The organism is Cetobacterium sp. NK01 (assembly GCF_024506395.1).
GTDB lineage: Bacteria > Fusobacteriota > Fusobacteriia > Fusobacteriales > Fusobacteriaceae > Cetobacterium_A > Cetobacterium_A somerae_A.
Genome location: NZ_JANIBO010000001.1, coordinates 936762 through 961440 on the forward strand (window position 1 = coordinate 936762; position 24679 = coordinate 961440).

Below are 24679 nucleotides of genomic sequence, written 5' to 3' on the forward strand. Positions count from 1 at the left end.
TTAATTACTTTGTTGTATTGTAGAATACTTCAATTCCGTTATATTGAGCAACTGATCCTAATTCCTCTTCAATTCTTAATAATTGGTTGTATTTAGCCATTCTATCAGTTCTTGAAGTTGATCCAGTTTTAATTTGTCCTGCGTTTGTTGCAACAGCGATATCAGCTATTGTAGCATCCTCAGTTTCTCCAGATCTGTGAGAAATTACAGCAGTCATGTTAGCTCTCTTAGCCATTTCAATTGCATCTAAAGTCTCAGTTAAAGTTCCTATTTGGTTTAATTTAATTAAGATTGAGTTAGCAGCTTTCATTTCGATTCCTCTTGCTAATCTCTCAGTGTTAGTTACGAATAAGTCGTCTCCAACAATTTGAACTTTCTTTCCAACTTTTGCAGTTAACATTTGGAATCCAGCCCAGTCATTTTCTCCTAATCCATCTTCGATAGATTTAATTGGATACTTTTCACATAATCCAGCGTACCACTCGATCATTTCTTCAGTAGTTCTTACTACTCCACCTTCTCTTTTGAAGTGGTACTCAAATGATCCGTCTTCTTTTTCAACACAGAACTCAGTTGCTGCTGCGTCTAAAGCAAATGTAATATCAGTTCCTAACTCATATCCTGCTGCTTTAACTGCTTGACATATAATGTCTAAAGCTCCTTCTGTTCCATTGATTTTAGCTGGTGCATATCCACCCTCGTTTCCAACGTTTGTTGAATCTCCGTTAGCTTTTAAAATTTTTCCTAAGTGGTGGAATATTTCACATCCCATTCTCATTGCCTCAGCAAATGTCTTAGCTCCAACTGGTTGAACCATAAACTCTTGAACGTCTACTGCAGAATCAGCATGACTTCCTCCGTTTAATATATTCATCATAGGTAAAGGTAACTCTTTAGCGTTAACTCCTCCTAAGTATTTGTATAAAGGTTGTCCTAAAGCCTCTGCTGCTGCTTTAGCTACCGCTAGAGAAACACCTAATATAGCGTTTGCTCCTAATCTATCTTTGTTTGGAGTTCCATCTAACTCGATCATAGCTTTATCGATAGCTACTTGGTTAGTTGCGTCCATTCCGATTACTAATTCTTTAATTTCAGTGTTTACATAGTTTACTGCCTTTAAAACACCTTTTCCTAAGTATCTAGATTTATCTTCGTCTCTTAATTCTACTGCTTCGTAAGCTCCTGTAGATGCTCCAGATGGAACTGCTGCTCTTCCCATAGCTCCACATTCTAATATTACGTCAACCTCAACTGTTGGGTTTCCTCTTGAATCAAGAATTTCTCTTCCTTTAACTTCAACTATTCTAGTCATTTCTTTAAATCCTCCTTAGAATTTTATAAAAGTTTATACTTTAAAATTAAGTCTCAAAATTTATGTAATGTTTATTTTACTTTAATAACTTTCATTGAGTTACTTGTTCCTGCTTTGAATACTTCTTCTCCACATGATGCAACTATTATATCTCCTGATTTTACAAGTCCTAATGCTAAAGCTTTTGCTTCTGCTAAAATGTAGAACTCTTCTAAATTCTTAGCTGTTGTATCTAAACAAGGGATTACTCCTCTTGTTAAAATCATTTGATTGTATGTTTTCTCATTGTTTGTTATTGCTAATATAAATGCTTCTGGGAAATATCTTCTTAAAGCTGTTGCCGATCTTCCTGATGCAGTTCCTGATACGATTAATTTAGCTCCTAAAGCCTCTGCTACATCTACTGTACCTCTAGCCATAGCTTCAGTTATAGTTACTCCCTCTTCATTTTCTATTTGGAAAGCTACTAAAGGATCTGTTTTTTCAGCTATTTTTCTCATTACTGTTACAGCCTCAATTGGGTATTTTCCTTTTGCTGTTTCACCAGATAGCATTATTGCATCTGTCCCATCTAATATTGCGTTAGTTACGTCTGTTGCTTCCGCTCTAGTTGGTCTTGGATTTTTTATCATTGAATCTAGCATCTGCGTAGCTGTTATTACAACTTTTCCTGCTAAGTTACATTTTTCTACCATCATCTTTTGTGCAAACGGAACCTCTTCTACAGGAATCTCTACTCCTAAATCTCCTCTAGCTACCATTATACCATCAGATAACTCTAAAATCTCATCAAAATTATCTAATCCTTCTTGATTTTCTATTTTAGAAATTATTTTTATTTTTTCTCCACCGTTGGCATCTAATACTTCTCTAACAGCTCTTACATCATCAGCTTTTCTAATAAATGATGCAGCTACGAAATCTACGTTTTGCTCACATCCAAATTTTAAATCTCCAATATCTTTTGGTGATAAAGCTGGTAATTGAACTGAAACATTTGGTAAATTTACTCCTTTGTTTTCTCCTAAGTCTCCGTTATTTTTTACAATACATCTTACTTCGTTTCCAACAACTTCTTCAACTTCCATTTCAATTAATCCATCATCAATTAAAACTATGTTTCCAGCTTTTAAGTCATCTGTTAATCCTTTATATGTTACAGCAACTTTTGTAGAATCTCCAATTACTGTCTCATCAGTAGTTATAGTGAACTTTTGTCCAGCTACTAAAGAAACATCGTTTCCTCCTACTAATTTGATTGTTCTTATTTCTGGACCTTTAGTATCTAATAAAACAGCTCCATTTATTCCTGTATTTGCTATAGCTTGCTTTAAATTAACTATTCTTTGTCCGTGCTCCTCGTGACTTCCATGAGAGAAGTTCATTCTCATAACGTTCATTCCAGCTTCTAATAACTGTGATAATACCTCAACCGATTCTGTTTTTGGCCCTATTGTACATACTATTTTCGTTTTTTTCATAGTTCCCTCCTATAATGAGTTTTTAATCTATATTTTAATTTTTTACATCCCTGCATTTTGTATTCAAATTCTATCTAATATACTAGCTAAAGTCAAGAAACTTAAATATCTATTTTTTACCTTTTTTTGCCTCTATTATTCCCACTTTTTTATAAGAGTCTTCATTTTTTATTACTTTTACAAAATATCTCTTCTTGTTCTTCTTATTTTTTATACTTTTTCCTTTTATTTTAAATAAAAAAGTCCTAGTTTAACTAGGACTTAATTTTTTCTAAACAAAAAGTGGAACTAAAACCAAAGAAACTATACTCATTAACTTTATTAGAATATTTAAAGATGGTCCTGATGTATCTTTAAATGGATCTCCAACAGTATCTCCTACAACTGCTGCCTTATGTCTTTCCGATCCTTTTCCATCACCTTTATATCCTGCTTCTATCTGTTTTTTAGCATTATCCCATGCTCCTCCTGCATTAGCCATCATAATAGCCATTAGTATCCCTGTAACTAAAGCTCCAGCTAACAATCCTCCCAGTGCTTCTGGTGACCATAATCCTATGACTACAGGTGCTAAAACTGCTAATACTCCAGGTAATAACATCTCTCTTAATGATGAATGTGTAGAAATTTCAACACATCTTTTATAGTCTGGTTTTGTTTTTTTCTCCATAATTCCCGGAATTTCTCTAAATTGTCTTCTTACCTCTTCAACCATCTCCATAGCGGCTTTTCCTACTGCAGTCATTGTTAAAGCTGAGAATAAGAATGTTAACATTCCACCTATAAATATTCCAACTATTACATCTGGATTTATTATATCTAAAACAAACTCTTTACCTGATAATTTTTGAATCGATTCTTTGTAGGCAGCAAACAATGATAATGCTGTTAAAGCTGCTGACCCTATAGCAAATCCTTTTCCTACTGCTGCTGTTGAATTTCCTACTGCATCCAATTTGTCTGTACATTCTCTAACTTCATGTGGTAATTCAGCCATTTCTGCTATTCCACCAGCATTATCAGCAACAGGTCCATAGGCATCTACCGCTACTACCATTCCTGTTGTAGATAGCATTCCTACTGCTGCTATTGATATTCCATATAATCCTGCAAATTTATATGCAACAATTATTGCTATAGATATAATTACCATAGGAGCTACTGTTGACTCCATTCCTACTGCTAATCCCTCTATAATTGTAGTAGCAGGACCTGTTTTAGCTGCATCTGAAATTCTATTAACTGCTTTTTTACCTGTATCAGTATATAATCCTGTAAAATAAGCTATAACTAATCCTGCTATTAATCCTGCTACAATTGCCCAAAACACACCCATAGGCAGCCCAAGGTATTTTATTACTCCAAACGAAGCAATAATCGATAAAACTCCAGCTATTCTAGTTCCATTTTCCAGTTTATGATAAACTTCATCTGGATTTTCTGTTTTTACTGTCAATGTTGCTAAAATTGACGCTATTATTCCAAATGCAGATATCATTACAGGTGCTAATAAGTACTCTTTTGTTTCCATAGCTGCACCAATTGCTAAAGTAGCTATTATAGATCCTACATAAGATTCAAATAAGTCTGCTCCCATACCAGCAACATCCCCTACATTGTCTCCTACATTATCTGCTATTGTTGCCGGATTTCTTGGATCATCTTCTGGAATTCCTGCTTCAACTTTTCCAACTAAATCTGCTCCTACGTCAGCCGCTTTAGTATATATTCCTCCTCCTACTCTAGCAAATAAAGCTATGGAAGAAGCTCCCATACCAAATCCTGTTATTATACTTACATCCCAATTAAAAATTAATATTAATATCGTTAAACCTAACATTCCTAATCCTACTACTGAAAGACCCATTACCGCTCCACCAGCAAAAGCCACATCTAAAGCTTTTGATAAGCCTCCCTCTTTTGCTGCAATCGATGTTCTTCCATTAGCTTTTGTTGCTATCCTCATACCAATGTTACCTGCTAAAGCTGATGTTAATGCCCCTATTACAAAAGTTAATGCCACCATTGGAGATAAAAATACTCCTAATAAAATTGCTACTGCCGCAACAAACCAAATCAAAATTTTATATTCCGCCGAAAGAAATGCCATTGCTCCTTCTCTAATTGCATCTGTTATTTCAGCTACTCTCGGAATATTAATCTCATAACTTTGAACTTTCTTGGAGTAAAAAGATGCTGCGAATAGTGCTATAATACCACCGAAAATTCCTAAATAGATCATTTGTTCCACTTTTAAAACCTCCCAGTATGTTTAGTAATGATTAAAGTATACGAGAAAGTCTATGATATTTCAAGAAAAAACAAAGTTCTTTTTTTCTTTATTTTTTGTTATTTTTTATTGAATTTTAAATTTTTAGAAATATAGATTTCATCATTTTTATCAACAATCAATACATCTAAATCTGGCGTCTCATTGGCCTTTTCTAGAACTTTTTCTATTGGCATTAAAAAAAATGTAGTTGAATATAAATCTGCTTCTAAAGAATTTTTATTCACAACAACAACCATTTTCTTATCTTGGACAGGAAATTTTGTTTCTTTATCTATAATATGGTGGTATCTTTTTCCATTTATTTCTACATATGTTTGATAGTCTCCTGAAACTCCCATACTTTGGTTATTAAGTTCTACAATACCTAAAATTTCTGAAGGATTATTTGGATTTTGTATACCAATTTTCCAAGGAGTTCCATCCCCTTTTGACCCAATAGCCTCTATACTAGATATAGCCGATATAAATCCACTTTTCACTCCAGCTTTTCTTAACTCTTGACCTGCTTTTTGTACTGCATAACCCTTTAAAAATGATCCTGTATCTATTTTCACGTCATCTTTCTTTATAGTGACTATATTTCCATCTACTTTTATTTGAGAAAAGTCTACTTTTTCTGCTGCTGCTTCAAGTTCTAAATTAGTTGGTAAAGTTTCTCTTGGAGGAACATCCTCTGAAAATCCCCAAGCAGTCATCAAAGGTTCCATAGTTATATCATATTTTCCATTAGATAATTTGTAAGCTTTATTTACTTCAGATAGTAAGTATAACCCTTCATCATCAAAGTTTTCTTGTTTTAGGTTATTTAAGTTATCTACTAAGCTTCCCTTCACTTTACTATTGTATTTCGAATCAATTCTTTCTATCTCTTGAAAAGCTTTCTCTATATCTTCTTTAGTCCTTTTTTCATTGTCAGAAAATACAGAAATTTTAAAAAAAGTTCCAAAAGCAAATCTTTCTTCATCTACTCTTTTAATTTTTTTGTCACATCCTACTAACAACAAAAAAAGTAAAAAGAGTAGAAATATATTTCTACTCTTACTCATTTATTAAATCCTCCGCACTTTCACCAAAAGTGATTTTTCCATCTATAATTTCTCTAAAAGTTTTCTTTACAACTGTATCTTTCTTAGAAACTTTTGTAAGTACTGGTGCCCCTTTACCAATTTCTCTAGCTCTTTTACCAGCTGTTATTGTTAACGTATATTTATTAGGTATTTTTTCTAATAATTCGTCATAAGTAATTACCTTTTTCATAAGATCCTCCTAGTTTTTAGACTTTATAATTTTTACTAATTCGTCACATGATTTTTCAACTGTATAGTTAATAATAGTTATATCATAATCTTTTTCGTACTCTAACTCTTTTATAGAATTTTTTAATCTAAGTTGAATAGTTTCTTCACTATCAGTTTTTCTTCCTCTTAGTCTTCTCTCTAAATCTTCCATTGTTGGAGTTTTGAAGAATATTAAGTGAGCATCTGGATAAACTGCTTTTACCTGAAGTCCACCTTGAACATCTATTTCAAGAATGACATTTTCACCAGCTGTTAATCTTGATTCCACTTCAGATTTTAAAGTTCCATAGTAGTTAGTATGAACAGTTGCATATTCTAAAAATTCGTTATTTTCTATTTTAGTTTTAAACTCATCTACTGATAAGAAATAGTAATCTCTCCCATGTAACTCTCCCTCTCTTGGAGCACGAGTTGTAGCTGAAGTTGCTAAATTAATACCTAGCTGTTTTCTAACTATTCTACATATTGTCGATTTTCCTGCACCACTCGGTCCAGATACAATAAATAGTTCTCCCTTTTTCATTTGCATTCTCCTTTATTCTATATTTAGAGCTTGTTCTCTAATTTTTTCTATTTCATTTTTACATTCTACAATTAATTTTGAAATATCATATAAATTACATTTTACTCCTGAGGTATTTAACTCTCTAAAAATCTCTTGAAGAATAAAATCAATTTTTTTTCCTACACCTGTATTTGTTGAATCTAATTCTATTTTTAATTGAAAAAGATGACTTTCTAATCTAGAAACTTCTTCTGAAATATCAGATTTATCAGTAAATAAAAGAACTTCTCTTAATAAAGATTCGTCATTAAATTCTAAGTCTGTTATTTTGGAAAGTCTTTCCAATAATTTTTCTTTATAATTTAAAACTATATTTTCTTTTAATTTTTTTATTTCCTGGACATTTTTCTCAATTGTATCAATACATTGTAAAAAATAATTTTTCATTCTAATACCTTCTGCTTCTTTCATTTCAATGAAAGAATCTAATAGTAAATGAAGCTTTTCTATTACAATATTTTCATACTCATTTTCATCTATTTCTAAATCATTTCTTCTAATGACATTTAAATTCTTAACTAGTAAATCAAGTTTATTGCTAAACTTTTCATCATATTCATTTTCTATAGCATTTAAAACTTTCAAATAAGAAGCTGTCATATTTTTATCATATTCAAATAGATTATCAACTTCTCTTTTGTCTTGAAATTCAATTTTTAAATCTATACTTCCTCTTGTAACTTTAGAAGCAACCTCTGTTCTGATTTTATTTTCCAAAAAATTTAGCATATGAGGTGATTTTATTTTTAAATTTAAGTTTTTATTATTAACGCTTTTTATCTCTAAAGATATTGCATACTTCTCATTTTCAAAATATTCTTTTGAATACCCTGTCATACTTCTCATAACATCAACCTCTCATAAATAAAATGCTAAAATAGGCGACAAAGTCGCCTATTTTATTAGTCCTCTATCTCAACTGGAACTATGTTTTTATAAGCCTTATATCCAGTACCTGCTGGAATTTTCTTACCTATAATTACGTTTTCTTTTAGTCCCTCTAAGTAGTCTTCTTTACCTTCTATTGCTGCATTTGAAAGAACTTTTGTAGTTTCTTGGAATGATGCTGCTGAAATGAAACTTCCTGTATTAACAGCTGCTTTTGTAATACCTTGAATTACAGGCTCATATTTGATTTCTGCTTTTCCTTCAGCTCTTAATTTATTGTTTTCTAACTCAACAACTCTCTTTTCTACAACCTCATCTTCTAAGAATAATGAAGCTCCTGAATCTACTATTCTTACTTTCTTAAACATCTGCTTAACGATAATCTCTATATGCTTATCATTTACAGTAACTCCTTGGTCTCTATATACTTGTTGCACAGACTCTAGTATAAACTGCTCTGCTGCAACTAATCCTTTGATGTTTAGAACGTCAAATGGTGATATAGCTCCATCTGTAATTTTATCTCCTGCTTTTATTAACATTCCGTCTGTTACAACTAAATGTTCTCCAACCGGAGCTAAATACTCTCTAAAGTTTTCTGTATCAGAAGTAGATCTGATAATAATTACTCTCATACCTTTCTTCTTTCTTCCAGTAACTTCAACTTTTCCATCTATTTCTGATAAAATAGCTTTTCCTTTAGGGTTTCTAGCTTCGAATAACTCTTGAATTCTTGGAAGACCTCCAGTGATATCCTTTGTACCTTCTCCCTCTTTAATGATTTTTGCTATAATCTGTCCTGTTCTTACAGATTCTCCTTCTCTTACCATTAAATATGCTCCAAATGGAATTGAATAGCTTTCTTTTGCAGTTCCATCTTCATCAAATATAACTACTCTTGGGTTTGAATCTCCAGATTCTACAGTTTTTATAGCCATGTACTCTGTAACATTATATTTCTCATCAAAGTTCTCTTTTACATATAACTCTCTATATTCAATTCTTCCATCTTGATTTGCAATAATAGGAATATGGTATGGATCAAATGTAACTAGGATATCTCCTGGTTTTACTTCTTGACCTTCTTCAACTTTTAAGATAGATCCTGAAGCAATTTCATAGTCATAATTTCCTATTAAAATCTTAGCCGATTGTGAAACAACAATTTTCTCTTGTGTTTCTTGATTTTCTAGAAGTTTTATATCTTTAAATATAACCTTTCCAGTATTTTCAGCTTTGATACTTGTTGCAGCAGCAGTAGCTGTGGCAACTCCTCCTGTATGGAATGTTCTCATTGTTAGCTGCGTACCAGGTTCTCCAATTGATTGAGCTGCTATAACTCCAACCGCTTCTCCTAGTAAGATTTCTTTATGGTTAGCTAAATCCATTCCATAACATTTTTGACAAACTCCTTTTTCAAGGTCACATGTTAATGGAGATCTAATTTTTATCTTCTTTATTTCTAATTCTGTAATTCTAGCGATTTGTTCTTTTGTAAACATCTCATTTCTTCTAGCGATTACTTCACCTTCAAAGATTACATCTTCAGCAGGAACTCTTCCAATTAATCTTTCTGATAATTTCTCAATAACTTGTCCATCTGAAACTAGTTCTGCTACTTCAATTCCTTCGTGAGTTCCACAATCAACTGAATTTACAATAACCTCATGAGAAATATCAACAAGTCTTCTTGTTAAATATCCTGAATCGGCAGTTCTTAAAGCTGTATCTGCCAGTCCTTTTCTAGCTCCATGTGATGACATGAAGAATTCTAATACTGTTAGTCCTTCTCTGAAGTTGGCTTTAATTGGCACCTCAATGATTCTACCTTGTGTATCGGCCATGTTTCCTCTCATTGCCGCAAGCTGTCTCATCTGTGCAATAGATCCTCTGGCTCCAGAGTTCGCCATCATGTAAACTGGGTTAAACTGATCTAGTCCACTCATCATTGCATCTGTTACTTTAGCTGTTGTTTCAGACCAAAGAGCTACTGTTTTTCTATATCTCTCTTCGTTTATGATTTTTCCAGATTTGTAATCAGCTTCGATTTCTGCAACCTTTTGGTCAGCTTCTTCTAAAATAGATTTCTTACTTTCTGGAATTTCTAAATCTTCAATTCCTACTGAAACTCCAGCAAATGTTGCATAATGATATCCAAAGTTTTTTATATCATTTATCAATTCTGCAGTTTTTGTAAATCCATGCATTTCATATAATTTACCAATAAGCTTTTTAAGTTGAGATTTTCCAAACGTTACATCATATTGCTTATTTACTTCTGGTAACATCTCATTAAACATAATTCTTCCTGCAGTTGTTTTTACCATTTCACCATTGATTCTAACATTTACAATAGCATGAGTATCTATAATATCTCTATCGTAAGCTGTTAGAACTTGTTCTTTGTTAGAGAAAGATTTTCCTTCTCCTCTTGCACCTGGTCTATCCTTTGTCATGTAGAAACATCCCATAACCATATCCTGAGATGGTACAGCTATTGGTTCTCCATTTGATGGAGATATAATATTATTAGGTGCTAACATAAGAAGTTTTGCTTCCATTATAGCTTCTGGTGATAACATTAAGTGAACGGCCATTTGGTCTCCATCGAAGTCCGCATTAAATGCTGAACATACTAACGGATGTAATCTTATTGCCTTTCCTTCTATTAATACTGGTTCAAAAGCTTGTATTGATAGTCTATGTAGTGTTGGAGCTCTGTTTAATAAAACAGGGTGATCTTGAATAACATCCTCAATTACATCCCAAACTTTATCATCAGCATCTTCAACTAATTTTTTTGCTGTTTTTATATTAGAAGCTAACTCTCTTTTTACTAACTCTCTCATTATGAAAGGTTTGTATAGCTCAAGAGCCATCTTTTTAGGAATTCCACACTGGTGCATTTTTAAAGAAGGTCCTACAACGATAACCGATCTTGCAGAGTAATCTACTCTTTTTCCAAGAAGGTTTTGTCTAAATCTACCTTGCTTTCCTTTTAACATATCAGAAAGTGATTTTAACTCTCTGTTATTTTGAGCAACAACTGGTTTTCCTCTTCTTCCATTATCAATCAGAGCATCAACTGCTTCTTGTAGCATTCTTTTCTCATTTTTAACAACGATTTCTGGAGCTTTTATTTCTAAAAGTCTCTTTAATCTATTATTTCTATTAATAACTCTTCTATATAAATCATTTAAATCTGAAGTAGCAAATCTTCCACCATCTAATTGAACCATTGGTCTTAAATCAGCTGGAATAACAGGAACATTTTTTAATATCATCCATTGTGGTAAATTTCCTGATGCTATAAAATCTCTAGTTATTTTTAATCTTTTTACTAACTTCTTTCTCTTTTGAGCGGAATTTACATCTTCAAGTTCTTTTTCTAACTCTACTCTTAACTCTTCTAAATCTATCATTTCTAATAGTTTTAAAATAGCTTCTGCTCCCATCTTTGCTTCAAATTGTTTTCCGTACATTTGCTTATATAACTTGTACTCTTTTTCAGTTATAATTTTACCAATTTTTAAAGTTGGCTCTTCACTAGCTGTTACTATATATCTAGCAAAGTATAGAACTGATTCTAACTCTTTTGGAGAAATACCTAAAATAAGTGACATTTTATTCGGTGTTCCTTTAGAATACCAAATATGAGCTACTGGGGCAGCTAATGCAATATGCCCCATTCTCTCTCTTCTTACTTTAGACTTAGTTACTTCAACTCCACACTTCTCACAAACTAGTCCTTTGTATCTCATTCTTTTATATTTTCCACAAGAACATTCCCAATCTTTTGACGGTCCAAATATTCTTTCACAGAACAATCCATCCATCTCTGGATTTAATGTTCTATAGTTTATTGTTTCTGGTTTCGTAACTTCTCCGTACGACCATTCTTCTATCTTCTCTGGAGAAGCTAGTTTAATTCTAATCTTCTCAAAACTTTTAATTCCCATATTAAATACAAAGCCTCCTTAAATGAGATAAAGCTTTCATCTATCATCATATTCAATTTTACTTAAAATTAGTTTATTTGGTCAGATAAAGAAAACTCAACGATTGTTTCGTCTTTTCCTAACTCTTCGTTAACATTAATTAACTCATTGTCAAAATCAAAAAGTTCTACATCTAGCGCTAAAGCTTGGAACTCTTTTAATAGAACCTTAAATGACTCTGGTAAGTCTGCCTCTGGCATCTCTTCACCTTTTACAATTGCTTCATAAGTTTTTGTTCTACCTGTTACATCGTCAGACTTAACCGTTAACATTTCTTGAAGTATATTTGATGCTCCGTATGCTTCTAAAGCCCAAACCTCCATCTCTCCAAGTCTTTGTCCTCCGAATTGTGCTTTTCCTCCAAGAGGTTGTTGTGTTACTAATGAGTATGGTCCAATTGCTCTTGCATGCATCTTATCTTCAACAAGATGGTGAAGTTTTAACATATACATTCTTCCAACTGTTACTGGATTATCAAATTTATCTCCAGTTCTTCCATCAAATAAAGTAACCTTACCTTTTCTTGGATATCCAGCTTTCTCTAAATAATCTTTTACTTGCTCTTCTGTTGCACCATCAAATACTGGAGTTGATAAATATGTTCCACCATTTAATTTACCCATTGCCATTCCTAAGTGAACCTCTAGAACCTGTCCGATGTTCATACGTGAAGGAACTCCAAGTGGATTGATTACAACGTCTAAGTGTGTACCATCTGCTAAGAATGGCATATCTTCTGCTGGTAATACTCTAGAAACAACACCTTTATTACCGTGTCTTCCTGACATTTTATCTCCAACAGTTATTTTTCTTTTTTCAGCTATAAATACTCTTATTGATCTATTTACTCCAGCTTTTAATTCATCTCCATTCTCTCTTGATAATTCAAGAACTTCAACAACTGTTCCTTTAGATCCATGAGGCATTTTTAAAGATGTATCTCTTACATCTCTAGCTTTTTCTCCGAAGATAGCTCTTAATAACTTTTCTTCTGCTGGCGGCTCAGATTCACCTTTTGGTGCTGTTTTTCCAACTAATATATCTCCTGGTCCAACCTCTGATCCAACTACAATTATACCTCTAGAATCTAAATTCTTTAAAGCTTCTTCAGATACATTTGGTATTTCTCTTGTAATCTCTTCATCACCTAACTTAGTATTTCTTGCTTCTATTTCATATTCTTCTATATGGATAGATGTAAATACGTCATCTTTTCTTAATCTATCTGATATAAGAATAGCATCCTCGTAGTTATATCCTTCCCAAGGCATGAATGCCATTAGAATATTTCTTCCTAAAGCTAAGTCTCCACCTTTTGTTGCAGGTCCATCAGCAATTACTTGTCCTAATTCTACCTCTTGTCCTAAGTCAACTAATGGTGTTTGATGTAAACACATTGCTTGGTTTGATCTTTCAAAGTTTAATAATCTATGTCTGTAAACTTTTCCTTCTGCATCTTCAATTATAATTTCTTTTGCATCTACATAAGTAACTTTACCTTTTGCTTTAGCTGAAATTACAGCTCCTGAATCAACAGCAACTTTTCTTTCAAGTCCTGTTCCTATAAATGGAGCTTCTGTTCTTAATAACGGAACAGCCTGTCTTTGCATGTTTGATCCCATAAGTGCTCTATTGGCGTCATCATGCTCAAGGAATGGAATTAATCCTGCTGAAACTGATACAACTTGTTTAGGTGATACATCTAAATAATGAACTTTTTCTCCTGAAATATTAACTATTTCATGTCCATATCTACATACAACATCTCCTAAAAGCTCTCCATTTTCACCAATCTTTGTATCCGCTTGGGCTATGAATAATCCTTCTTCTTCATCTGCTGCTAAATAATGAATATCATCAAAATTAGCTATTCCATTTTCCACCTTAACGTATGGAGTTTCTATAAATCCATATGAATTTACTTTAGCATATATAGCTAAAGATCCAATAAGTCCAATGTTTGGTCCTTCTGGAGTTTCTATTGGACAAATTCTTCCATAGTGAGAGTCATGAACGTCTCTAACTTCGAATCCTGCTCTTTCTCTTGAAAGTCCTCCAGGTCCTAATGCTGATATTCTTCTTTTGTGAGTTAATTCAGCAAGAGGATTTGATTGGTCCATGAATTGTGATAATTGTCCTGATCCAAAGAAATCTAATACTAAAGCATTTAAAGGTCTAGTATTTAGTAATGATTGTGGAGTTAATGTCTCTACATCTTGTATTGTCATTTTCTCTTTTACCATTTTACCCATTTTAGAAAGTCCTGCTTTAATTTGCATTAACAGCAACTCTCCAACCCCTCTAACTCTTCTATTAGAAAGATTATCTATATCATCTGTATGTCCTTTTCCATTATTTAAATTAATAACGTACTTTACAGTTGCGATTACGTCCTCTTTTGTTAATAGGATCTCATCTTCTGGAAGATCTAATTTTAATCTTTTATTCATTTTATATCTTCCAACAGGTTCTAAATCATATCTCTGTGGATTAAAGAACATTTGTTTTATTAAAGATCTAGCTGAATCTATTGTTACTAAATCTCCTGGTCTTAATTTCTTAAATACCTCTGTTACAGCTTCTTCTTTTGTATCACCAGTATCATTTACAATCGTATTAGCAAATACTTTATCCTCTGGTTTAACTTCCCAAACTAAAATATTTTCTATTTTTAAATCAACTAAATCAAATATTACAGCTTCTGTAATCAATTGCTTAGTCTCAAGTAAAATTTCTCCAGTCTCCTCATTAAACACATCTTCTTTAATAAAGCTTCCTTCGATTTTAGTTTTTAATACACTTATTAACTCTTCTTTATTTGAATATCTTGCATAATATTCTGATAAGTTAATTTCTTTTTCTTCTAAAAATTCATCCATTATCTCTTCATTTGTATCAAAGAAATCAACAGCTTTTAAAAATACAGTTGCTAAAACTTTTTTCTTTCTGTCAATTTTAACGCTTAAGAAATCATTTTTATCAGTTTCAAACTCTAGCCAAGTCCCTTTATACGGAATAATTTTTCCAGAGAACAAGTCTTTTCCTGTTTGAATATTAACCTCTTTGTTAAATGATACTCCTGGAGATCTATGTAACTGTGATACAACAACTCTTTCAGCACCATTTATTATAAATGTCCCTCTTTCAGTCATTAAAGGAACTTCTCCAAAATAAACAAGTGTTTCTTGGATTTCGTTTCCACTCTTTTTGTTAGTAAGTCTTAATCTTACTTTTAAAGACGCAGAATAAGTTTTCCCTCTTTTCTTACATTCAAGCTCATCATTCAATGGAGCTTCCGCTTCATGTAACTCATAAGAAACATACTCTAATTTTATATCTCCATTTGAAGATTCAACAGGGAATATTTCTCTAAAAGCAGATTCTAGCCCCTTATCTTTTCTGTTAAGTGGAGCCTCCTTAGCTTGTAGAAAATCTTCATAGGAATCCAGTTGGAATTCTAAAAAATGAGGCATAGTACCTCTTTCTTCGATTCTTCCAAAATTCAATCTTTCAACGAGTTTCCCCATCAATTCACACTCCTTACTATTTCATATAGTGATCAATACCTAATCTTTGGAAAATAAAAGCCCTTTTATTTTCAAAAGATTAAGTATTAACTTACTTTTAATAGATTTTTAATAATTTTCATTATAATGAGTAAAAAGGCACCCCATTAGAGTGCCTATTTTTTTTATTTAAGTATAACTAGTTGCTTAAGGCAACTTTGTAAGGGCTATTACTTAACCTCTACTGTAGCTCCAGCTTCAGTTAATTTAGCTTTTATAGCTTCAGCCTCTTCTTTAGAAGCTCCCTCTTTTAATGTTCCACCGTTATCTACTAACTCTTTAGCTTCTTTTAATCCTAATCCAGTAATTGCTCTTACTTCTTTGATTACAGCTATTTTATTAGCTCCTGCTGCAGTTAAAACTACATCAAATTCTGTTTTCTCCTCTGCAGCTGGTCCCTCAGCAGCAGCTACAGCTACTGGTGCAGCAGCAGTAACACCGAAGTGCTCCTCTAAAGCTGTTACTAATTCTCTTAACTCTAATACTGACATAGCTTCTAAATCAGCTATGAATTGCTCTTTATTGAATGCCATTATAAATCCTCCTTAAATTTTCCTAATTTTTCTTCTTTTTTTATTAAATCAATAATACTCTAAAATCAACAAGTGATTACTCAGCAGCTGCTTCTTTCTTCTCAGCGATTGCCACAGTTGCATAAGCAAGTTTTCTAACTGGTCCAAGCATTCCGTTAAGAACCATAGAAAGAAGTTGCTCTCTAGAAGGTAATTTAGCTAGTGCTACTACCTCTGCAGCTTCAACTCTCTTACCAGTTAATACTCCACCTTTTATAGTGAATATAGTTTTCTTAGCTTTTGCGTTTGCTTTTGCTTGAGCCGCTTCTACATCGTAAACTACCTTTGCTGGAGTTACTGGATCAGCATATCCGAATGCAAATGCAGTAGTCCCCTCTAGTAAATCATCGAATTTATCAGCGATACCAGCCTCAGCTAGTGCTATTTTGAACAGTCTGTTCTTAGCAACTAAGTACTCAGCTCCGTTTTCTCTCATTTGTTTTCTTAACTCAGTCTCTTGATTAACTTTAAGACCTTGATAGTCAACTAAAACGATTGATTGAGCTTTAGAAATTTTTTCAACTAATTCAGCTACAAGTTCCTTTTTTAATTGAGTTGCCATTATTGATTCACCTCCTCTTTTACTCTAAAATTACCTCCGCTCCAAGGTAGGAACGGAGGTTCAAAATCTAACTATGAGGTTAGTGAATACCTTCTTCCAACCTCGGTAGGATATTTAAGACTTACGTCACCTACGGTCTTTGGTTTGGATCTATATTTAATTATTTATCCAACTTTTTAAGTTATAATTTTACAACTTTATAATTATAACACATAATTTAAATTTTTGCAAATTTTAATTAAGCATTTTTTGCAACTAAAACTGGATCCATCTTAACTCCTGGTCCCATTGTTAAAGAAACTGCAACAGTTCTTAAGTATTGACCTTTAGATGCAGATGGCTTTAATCTTACAATCTCATTTATGAACGCTGTAAAGTTCTCTAATAAAGCTTCTTCAGAGAAATCTGCTTTACCAATTGGCGCATGGATTGATCCTAACTTGTCTACTCTAAATGCAAGTTTTCCTTTCTTGAACTCAGATACTGCCGTTGCGATATCTGGTGTAACTGTTCCTGACTTAGGGTTAGGCATTAAACCTTTAGTTCCTAAAACTCTTCCTAATCTTCCTAATTTAGGCATCATGTCTGGAGTTGCGATTACGATATCAAAGTCAAACCAACCTTGTTGAATTTTCTCGATATACTCTTCTGCTCCAGCATAATCTGCTCCAGCTTCTAAAGCTTTCTCTATGTTAGCTCCTGAAGTGATTGCTAAGATTTTAACTGTCTTTCCTGTTCCGTGTGGAAGTACTACTGTACCTCTAACTTGTTGGTCAGCATGTCTAGGATCTACTCCTAATCTTAATGCTATCTCAACTGTCTCTACGAAGTTAGCTGTTCTTGTTTTTCTTACAAGTTCTATAGCTTCTTTAACCTCGTATAGTCTTCCTTGCTCAACTAATTTAGCTATTTCTAGGTATTTTTTACCTCTTTTATTTGCCATTGAAAATTTCCTCCTCCTGTGGTTAAACGGATGTTTACATCCTACCACTTAATATCACATAAATAAGAATTGACTTCTAATTAGTCCTCTATTTTAATTCCCATTGATCTTGCTGATCCAGCTATGATGTTCATAGCAGCTTCTACTGATCCAGCATTTAAATCTGGCATCTTAGTTTCAGCGATTTCTCTTAATTTAGCTGTATTTATAGTTCCAGCTACTTCTTTTTTAGAGTTTTGAGCTCCTGATTGAATTCCAGCTGCTTTCTTTAATAAATCAGATGCTGGTGGAGTTTTTAAGATAAATGTGAAAGATCTGTCGTTATAAACAGAGATTTCAACTGGGATAATCCATCCTGCTTTATCTTGAGTTTTTGCATTGAACGCCTTACAGAATTCCATAATGTTAACTCCGTGTTGTCCTAATGCTGGTCCTACTGGTGGAGCAGGGTTAGCTTTTCCAGCAGGTAATTGTAGTTTTATTAATCCGATTACTTCTTTTGCCATTGTTTAAATTACACCTCCATAAAATTGTGGTATTGATCTTGCGATCTCCCACTGGCTTAATTTTATTTAATTAAGCTTTCTCTACACTGTTAAGATCAACTTCAATAGGAGTCATTCTTCCAAACATCTCCATCATTACCTTAACTTTTCTATGTTCCATATCGATTTCTGCAACTTTTCCTTCTTGGTTTTCAAAACCTTCAGATAGAAGTTTTACATAGTCTCCTACTTCATAGTCAACTTTTATAACTTCTTTTAGTGCTTTCTCATCCTCATCATTTTTGTATCCTATAACAGAGAAGATATTTTCTACTTCATCATCTTCCATTGGAATCGGATCAGATCCTACACCAACGAATCCTGTTACACCATTAGTATTTCTAACAACATACCAAGCATCAGAGTCTACTCTAAAGTTGATTCCATCTCCACTTTCCTCTCTAGTAGCTTCCATTTCTAGCATAACATACCCAGGAAATAGTTTTCTTGAAATAACCTTTTTCTTTCCTCTTCTCTCTTCAATAGTTTCCTCTTCAGGAACTAAAACTTTAGTTACTATATTAGATAAACCTAAAGTTTCTATCTTCTGTTCTAAGTCCGTTTTAACTTTTTTCTCATACCCCGAATAAGTATGAATCATAAACCATTTTTTCACTAAGCTTTTTTCCATTTTATCCTCCAAAGAGAGATACAAGCATCTTTAAAAGTCTTGAAGCAATTATATCGAAAACTCCTAAGTATATTCCTAAAAATATACTCATAGCAACAACCCAACTAGTTGCTGCAACAATCTCTTTTCTTCTAGGCCATTGAACCTTAGAATACTCTCTTCTTACATCATTAATTAGTCCCATTTTGCACCACCAGTAATTTTAATTTATAAAAAAAATGGCAGGTCAAGAGGGAATCGAACCCCCAACCCTCGGTTTTGGAGACCGATGCTCTGCCAATTGAGCCATTGACCTGCATGTTGTTGCAAATGTTTTACTTTAAATAATTAATCAAGAAGCACATAGGCTTCTTAGACTAAGAATTATTTTTTAGTTTCTTTATGTAATGTTACTTTTTTGTCCCATTTACAGTATTTATTTAATTCTAATCTTTCAGTAGTGTTCTTCTTATTCTTTGAAGTACTGTAGTTTCTTCTTTTACACTCTGTACACTCTAATTGAATATTTACTCTCACTCTTTACACCTCCACTCATCTAACGGATATCACAAATCCTCCCATACCTTATAGCTTATTGTATGGTAAACAAGAGTTTCCTTATTTATTGCTTTCTTTTTAAGACATAGATGATAATACCACTTTTTTCCATTTTTGTCAACAGTTTTTTCTTTACTCCAAAATAAAAAAAGATTGGCAACTTCCTATCCTCCCAGGGGGCTGCCCCCCAAGTACTTTCAGCGTTTATGGGCTTAACTTCCAGGTTCGAAATGTTACTGGGTGTACCTCCATAGCTATCGTTGCCAATCAATATTTATTTGTGTTCTTGAACACTTGAAACTATATAGTAGTATATTAAGGTTAAAACTTCGATATATTAGTATTGGTCAGCTAAAAGTCTCACAACTCTTACACCCCCAACCTATCAACCTCCTAGTCTCGAAGGTATCTTAAAGAGTACTTATCTTGAAGTCAGTTTCCCGCTTAGATGCTTTCAGCGGTTATCTGTTCCAAACGTGACTACCCAGCTGTGCCACTGGCGTGACAACTGGTACATCAGAGGTTTGTCCATCCCGGTCCTCTCGTACTAAGGACAGATCTTCTCAATACTCTAACGCCTACAGTGGATAGGGACCGAACTGTCTCACGACGTTCTGAACCCAGCTCACGTACCGCTTTAATGGGCGAACAGCCCAACCCTTGGGACCTTCTCCAGCCCCAGGATGCGATGAGCCGACATCGAGGTGCCAAACTCTACCGTCGATATGGACTCTCGGGTAGAATCAGCCTGTTATCCCCAGGGTAGCTTTTATCCGTTGAGCGACGACCCTTCCATTCGGAATCGCCGGATCACTATGTCCTGCTTTCGCACCTGCTCGACCCGTCAGTCTCGCAGTTAAGCTCTCTTATGCCATTGCACTCTACGGTTGATTTCCATCCAACCTGAGAGAACCTTTGAACGCCTCCGTTACTCTTTCGGAGGCGACCGCCCCAGTCAAACTGCCCACCTAGCACTGTCTTCGAGGGTACAAACCTCAAATTAGAATTCCGACATAGTATGGTTGGTATTCCACCAGTGACTCCGCGTAATCTAGCGACCACACATCTTAGTCTCCCAACTATCCTATACATACGATGCCAAAACCCAATACCAAGCTACAGTAAAGCTCCATGGGGTCTTTCCGTCCTACTGCAGGTAACCGGTATCTTCACCGGTAATACAATTTACCAGGGCTCCCGTCAAGACAGCTCTCAGATCGTTACACCATTCGTGCAGGTCGGAACTTACCCGACAAGGAATTTCGCTACCTTAGGACCGTTATAGTTACGGCCGCCGTTCACCGGGGCTTCAATTCGGAGCTCTCACTCCTCCTCTTAACCTTCCGGCACTGGGCAGGTGTCAGCCCATATACGTCGCCTTACAGCTTAGCATAGACCTGTGTTTTTGTTAAACAGTCGCCTGAGACTCTTCACTGCGGCCTCTCATAGCTTTGCGTCGCGTGTACGCTCACCATAAAGGCACCCCTTCTCCCGAAGTTACGGGGCTATTTTGCAGAGTTCCTTAACGAGAGTTAGCCTGTCCGCCTTAGATTTCTCATCCTGACCACCTGTGTCGGTTTGGGGTACGGGCACTAATATCTTTATAACGCTTAGAAGCTTTTCTCGGCAGTGTGGTATTTGCACCTTCCATCTTACGACTCCTCATCACACCTCACGTTTAGTCTAGGATTTTCCTACTAGACCACGCTACATGCTTGAACTGGCACTTCCGTTCGCCAGCGTGCATAACCTCCTGCGTCCCTCCATCACTTGATATCAGTGGCACAGAAATATTAATCTGTTTTCCATTCGCCTACGCAATCTAGCCTCGGCTTAGGACCCGGCTTACCCACGGGGGACAAACTTTCCCCTGGAACCCTTGGTCTTCCGGCGTGGGGGATTCTCGCCCCCCATTCTCGCTACTTATTCCTGCATTCTCACTTCTGATACCTCCAGAGTCTCTTGTCGATTCTCCTTCAACGGCCTACAGAACGCTCTCCTACCAGTCGCTTACGCAACTCCACAGCTTCGGTTTATAACTTAGCCCCGTTACATTGTCGGCGCAGAGACTCTCGACCAGTGAGCTATTACGCACTCTTTAAAGGTATGGCTGCTTCTAAGCCAACCTCCTGGTTGTTTGTGAATCTCCACCTCCTTTCCCACTTAGTTATAATTAGGGACCTTAGCTGGTGGTCTGGGTTGTTTCCCTTTTGACCATGGAAGTTAATTCCCATAGTCTCACTCCTGAGCTCTAGAATTATGGTATTCGGAGTTTGATTGACTTCGGTAAGCAGTATGCCCCTAGGTCATTCAGTGCTCTACCCCATAATTGAACACTCAAGGCTGCACCTAAATGCATTTCGGAGAGAACGAGCTATCTCCTGGTTCGATTGGCTTTTCACCCCTAAACCTACCTCATCTCCCAACTTTTCAACGGCGGTGAGTTCGGGCCTCCACTGTGTCTTACCACAGCTTCACCCTGGACAGGCTTAGATCACCAGGTTTCGCGTCTACGCCCAGCGACTATGTCGCCCTATTCAGACTCGGTTTCCCTTCGGCTCCGTTAAACTTAACCTTGCCACTGAACGTAACTCGCAGGATCATTCTCCAAAAGGCACGCCATCACCCCAAAGGGCTCTGACCGCTTGTAAGCACACGATTTCAGGTTCTATTTCACTCCCCTCCGGGGTTCTTTTCACCTTTCCCTCACGGTACTATGCGCTATCGGTAAGTAAGAGTATTTAGCCTTACGAGATATGGTCCTCGCAGATTCACACAGAATTCCTCGTGTTCCGTGCTACTTGGGAGAGATCATACATTTGATACGGTTTACCTGTACGAGGCTTTCACTCTCTACGGCAGGCCTTTCCAGACCTTTCCAGTTCGGCGTATCATAATGTCGAATACTTTGCAGTTCTTCAGACGATCTTCCCGCTACCCCGTAGATGCAACGGCTGCATCCTTGGCACATCTACGGTTTGGGCTCACCCCCGTTCGCTCGCCGCTACTTAGGGGATCGTTTTTACTTTCTTTTCCTCGGGTTACTTAGATGTTTCAGTTCACCCGGTTCCCTCTTTCGTGCTAAGACTCCATCTTAGCAGATTTCTCCATTCGGAAATCTTGGCATCACAGTTCGATTGCAACTCCACCAAGCTTATCGCAGCTTACCACGTCCTTCATCGGCTCTTACTTCCTAGGCATCCTTCGTGTGCCCTTAATATTTTAACCTTGTAATATAATTCATATTATTTAGACAGACTAACTACTCAATTTAAGATTGACTTAAAAATGAATTGTTAGTTAATTTAGAATATTTTCTCAATATCTACTATATAGTTTCCAATGTCCAAGTTTGATAGTAAAGAACACTATCAATCGAATAGAGAAAAAGTTAGTCTCCTTAGAAAGGAGGTGATCCATCCGCACGTTCCCGTACGGATACCTTGTTACGACTTCACCCCAATCGCTAATCACACCTTAGGAACATCCCTCCTTACGGTTAGGCCTGCTACTTCAGGTGCAACCAACTCTCGTGGTGTGACGGGCGGTGTGTACAAGACCCGAGAACGTATTCACCGCAACATGCTGATTTGCGATTACTAGCGATTCCAACTTCATGTACTCGAGTTGCAGAGTACAATCCGAACTAAGAACAGCTTTAAGAGATTAGCTCACCCTCGCGGGTTGGCAACTCTCTGTACTGCCCATTGTAGCACGTGTGTAGCCCAGCGTATAAGGGGCATGATGACTTGACGTCATCCCCACCTTCCTCCTGCTCATCGCAGGCAGTATCGCATGAGTGCTCAACTTAATGGTAGCAACATACAATAGGGGTTGCGCTCGTTGCGGGACTTAACCCAACATCTCACGACACGAGCTGACGACAGCCATGCACCACCTGTCACTAAGTTCCGGCAAGCCGGCACGAATCCATCTCTGGAAACTTCTTAGGATGTCAAACGCTGGTAAGGTTTCTCGCGTTGCGTCGAATTAAACCACATGCTCCACCGCTTGTGCGGGTCCCCGTCAATTCCTTTGAGTTTCACACTTGCGTGCGTACTCCCCAGGCGGATCACTTATCGCGTTAGCTTGGGCGCTGAGGTTCGACCCCCAACACCTAGTGATCATCGTTTACGGCGTGGACTACCAGGGTATCTAATCCTGTTTGCTCCCCACGCTTTCGCGCTTCAGCGTCAGTATCTGTCCAGTGAGCTGACTTCTCCATCGGCATTCCTACAAATATCTACGAATTTCACCTCTACACTTGTAGTTCCGCCCACCTCTCCAGTACTCTAGAAAAACAGTTTCCAACGCAATACGGAGTTGAGCCCCGCATTTTAACATCAGACTTATTTTTCCGCCTAGACGCGCTTTACGCCCAATAAATCCGGATAACGCTTGCGACATACGTATTACCGCGGCTGCTGGCACGTATTTAGCCGTCGCTTCTTCTGTTGGTACCGTCACTTTCTTCTTCCCAACTGAAAGCACTTTACAATCCGAAGACCTTCATCGTGCACACAGAATTGCTGGATCAGGCTTGTGGCCCATTGTCCAATATTCCCCACTGCTGCCTCCCGTAGGAGTAAGGGCCGTGTCTCAGTCCCCTTGTGGCCGTTCACCCTCTCAGGCCGGCTATCCATCGTCGCCTTGGTGGGCCGTTACCCCACCAACTAGCTAATGGAACGCAAGGCTCTCTCTTGGCGCATATAGCTTTCATAAGTTTCCCATGCGAGAATCTCATAATATCCGGTATTAGCTGTCGTTTCCAACAGTTGTCCCAGACCAAGAGGCAAGTTCCTTACGCGTTACTCACCCGTCCGCCATCCTCATTACCCGAAGATAAATCGAATCGACTTGCATGTGTTAAGCATTCTGTCAGCGTTCATCCTGAGCCAGGATCAAACTCTTCATTCAAATATATTTAAAGTCCTAAGACTTACGTTTACACCATTTATTGGTTTGCCATTTCTGGCATTTGTTATTTTCATAACTTCTGACTATTTTCTCTATTCGGTTGTTAATGTCCTTTAGTTTTCCTTCGTCTGTGGCGTTCCCCACTGACATATATAATCATACCACAGCATATGAATTTTGTCAACAAACTTTTTTTCTTTTTTTAAAATATATATAGTAATTTATATCATTAGACTTTGTTTTTATTGACTTTGTTTGCTAAAAAAATATTTTTTATTTTTTTATTTTAATAAAAATTCAACTTATTTAAATTTAAATTTTTCTAAAAAAAAGAAAAAAACTTTTAATACCACAATTGTTTTTCTAGGACTTATAGTAGCAATAAAAATGCTTCTATAAGTATTTTTTTTGCAAAAAATAAAAAAAGATTGGCAACTTCCTATCCTCCCAGGGGGCTGCCCCCCAAGTACTTTCAGCGTTTATGGGCTTAACTTCCAGGTTCGAAATGTTACTGGGTGTACCTCCATAGCTATCGTTGCCAATCAATATTTATTTGTGTTCTTGAACACTT

Annotated in this window: 16 protein-coding genes, 1 tRNA gene, 4 rRNA genes and 1 other annotated feature; all 21 genes read right to left on the reverse strand. The window is 35.9% G+C overall.

The features are described 5' to 3' along the window. Positions 1 to 4: 4 nt before the first annotated feature. The 21 genes from eno to rrf (NON08_RS04800) all read right to left on the reverse strand — a co-directional run bounded on the left by eno (position 5) and on the right by rrf (NON08_RS04800) (position 24651). Positions 5 to 1312, reverse strand: a complete 1308-nt coding sequence (eno, locus tag NON08_RS04700; RefSeq protein WP_023051511.1) for a phosphopyruvate hydratase — start codon at positions 1310 to 1312, stop codon at positions 5 to 7. 71 nt (positions 1313 to 1383) lie between these two features. Beyond that, the gene (pykF, locus tag NON08_RS04705; protein ID WP_256690293.1) at positions 1384 to 2793 is read right to left on the reverse strand and encodes a pyruvate kinase PykF; all 1410 of its coding nucleotides are present in this window, start codon (positions 2791 to 2793) and stop codon (positions 1384 to 1386) included. Positions 2794 to 3064: 271 nt separating this feature from the next. Then, positions 3065 to 5035, reverse strand: a complete 1971-nt coding sequence (locus tag NON08_RS04710; RefSeq protein ID WP_256691227.1) for a sodium-translocating pyrophosphatase — start codon at positions 5033 to 5035, stop codon at positions 3065 to 3067. Between the two features lie 107 nt (positions 5036 to 5142). After that, complete coding sequence (locus NON08_RS04715; RefSeq protein ID WP_256690294.1) at positions 5143 to 6132, reverse strand: FAD:protein FMN transferase; 990 nt, start codon at positions 6130 to 6132, stop codon at positions 5143 to 5145. Further along, positions 6125 to 6343, reverse strand: coding sequence for a DNA-directed RNA polymerase subunit omega (gene rpoZ / locus NON08_RS04720; protein ID WP_256690295.1), 219 nt, complete (start codon positions 6341 to 6343; stop codon positions 6125 to 6127). Before rpoZ ends, NON08_RS04715 begins: the two co-directional genes overlap by 8 nt. A 9-nt stretch (positions 6344 to 6352) precedes the next feature. Next, positions 6353 to 6907 (reverse strand): guanylate kinase, encoded by a 555-nt coding sequence (gene gmk / locus NON08_RS04725; RefSeq protein ID WP_256690297.1) that lies wholly within the window; start codon positions 6905 to 6907, stop codon positions 6353 to 6355. 12 nt (positions 6908 to 6919) lie between these two features. Next, positions 6920 to 7795, reverse strand: a complete 876-nt coding sequence (locus NON08_RS04730) for a YicC/YloC family endoribonuclease (protein WP_256690298.1) — start codon at positions 7793 to 7795, stop codon at positions 6920 to 6922. 56 nt (positions 7796 to 7851) lie between these two features. Continuing rightward, on the reverse strand, positions 7852 to 11796 hold the full coding sequence (gene rpoC / locus NON08_RS04735) for a DNA-directed RNA polymerase subunit beta' (protein WP_256690299.1): 3945 nt from the start codon (positions 11794 to 11796) through the stop codon (positions 7852 to 7854). A gap of 68 nt (positions 11797 to 11864) precedes the next feature. Further along, positions 11865 to 15362: a DNA-directed RNA polymerase subunit beta gene (rpoB, locus tag NON08_RS04740; RefSeq protein ID WP_256690300.1), complete on the reverse strand. Its 3498-nt coding sequence runs from the start codon at positions 15360 to 15362 to the stop codon at positions 11865 to 11867. A gap of 209 nt (positions 15363 to 15571) precedes the next feature. After that, entirely contained in the window at positions 15572 to 15934 is a 363-nt protein-coding gene (gene rplL, locus NON08_RS04745) for a 50S ribosomal protein L7/L12 (RefSeq protein ID WP_256690301.1), read from the reverse strand. Between the two features lie 76 nt (positions 15935 to 16010). Beyond that, entirely contained in the window at positions 16011 to 16535 is a 525-nt protein-coding gene (gene rplJ / locus NON08_RS04750; protein WP_256690302.1) for a 50S ribosomal protein L10, read from the reverse strand. A gap of 18 nt (positions 16536 to 16553) precedes the next feature. Next, positions 16554 to 16696 (reverse strand) — a sequence feature (ribosomal protein L10 leader region). 77 nt (positions 16697 to 16773) lie between these two features. Further along, the gene (gene rplA, locus NON08_RS04755) at positions 16774 to 17478 is read right to left on the reverse strand and encodes a 50S ribosomal protein L1 (protein ID WP_256690303.1); all 705 of its coding nucleotides are present in this window, start codon (positions 17476 to 17478) and stop codon (positions 16774 to 16776) included. Positions 17479 to 17558: 80 nt separating this feature from the next. Further along, positions 17559 to 17984, reverse strand: a complete 426-nt coding sequence (gene rplK, locus NON08_RS04760) for a 50S ribosomal protein L11 (protein ID WP_256690304.1) — start codon at positions 17982 to 17984, stop codon at positions 17559 to 17561. Between the two features lie 70 nt (positions 17985 to 18054). Next, positions 18055 to 18654 (reverse strand): transcription termination/antitermination protein NusG, encoded by a 600-nt coding sequence (nusG, locus tag NON08_RS04765; RefSeq protein ID WP_256690305.1) that lies wholly within the window; start codon positions 18652 to 18654, stop codon positions 18055 to 18057. Position 18655: 1 nt separating this feature from the next. Next, positions 18656 to 18838: a preprotein translocase subunit SecE gene (gene secE, locus NON08_RS04770; protein WP_023051525.1), complete on the reverse strand. Its 183-nt coding sequence runs from the start codon at positions 18836 to 18838 to the stop codon at positions 18656 to 18658. Between the two features lie 35 nt (positions 18839 to 18873). Beyond that, a tRNA-Trp gene (locus NON08_RS04775) sits at positions 18874 to 18949 on the reverse strand. A 68-nt stretch (positions 18950 to 19017) separates the two neighbouring features. Next, on the reverse strand, positions 19018 to 19170 hold the full coding sequence (rpmG, locus tag NON08_RS04780) for a 50S ribosomal protein L33 (protein WP_023051526.1): 153 nt from the start codon (positions 19168 to 19170) through the stop codon (positions 19018 to 19020). A 172-nt stretch (positions 19171 to 19342) separates the two neighbouring features. Continuing rightward, positions 19343 to 19459, reverse strand: a 5S ribosomal RNA gene (gene rrf / locus NON08_RS04785). A 49-nt stretch (positions 19460 to 19508) separates the two neighbouring features. Beyond that, positions 19509 to 22419, reverse strand: a 23S ribosomal RNA gene (locus NON08_RS04790). Positions 22420 to 22595: 176 nt separating this feature from the next. Next, positions 22596 to 24108 (reverse strand): 16S ribosomal RNA (locus NON08_RS04795). Between the two features lie 426 nt (positions 24109 to 24534). Beyond that, a 5S ribosomal RNA gene (gene rrf / locus NON08_RS04800) occupies positions 24535 to 24651 on the reverse strand. The 16S, 23S and 5S rRNA genes sit together here, the layout of an rRNA operon. Between the last annotated feature and the right edge of the window lie 28 nt (positions 24652 to 24679).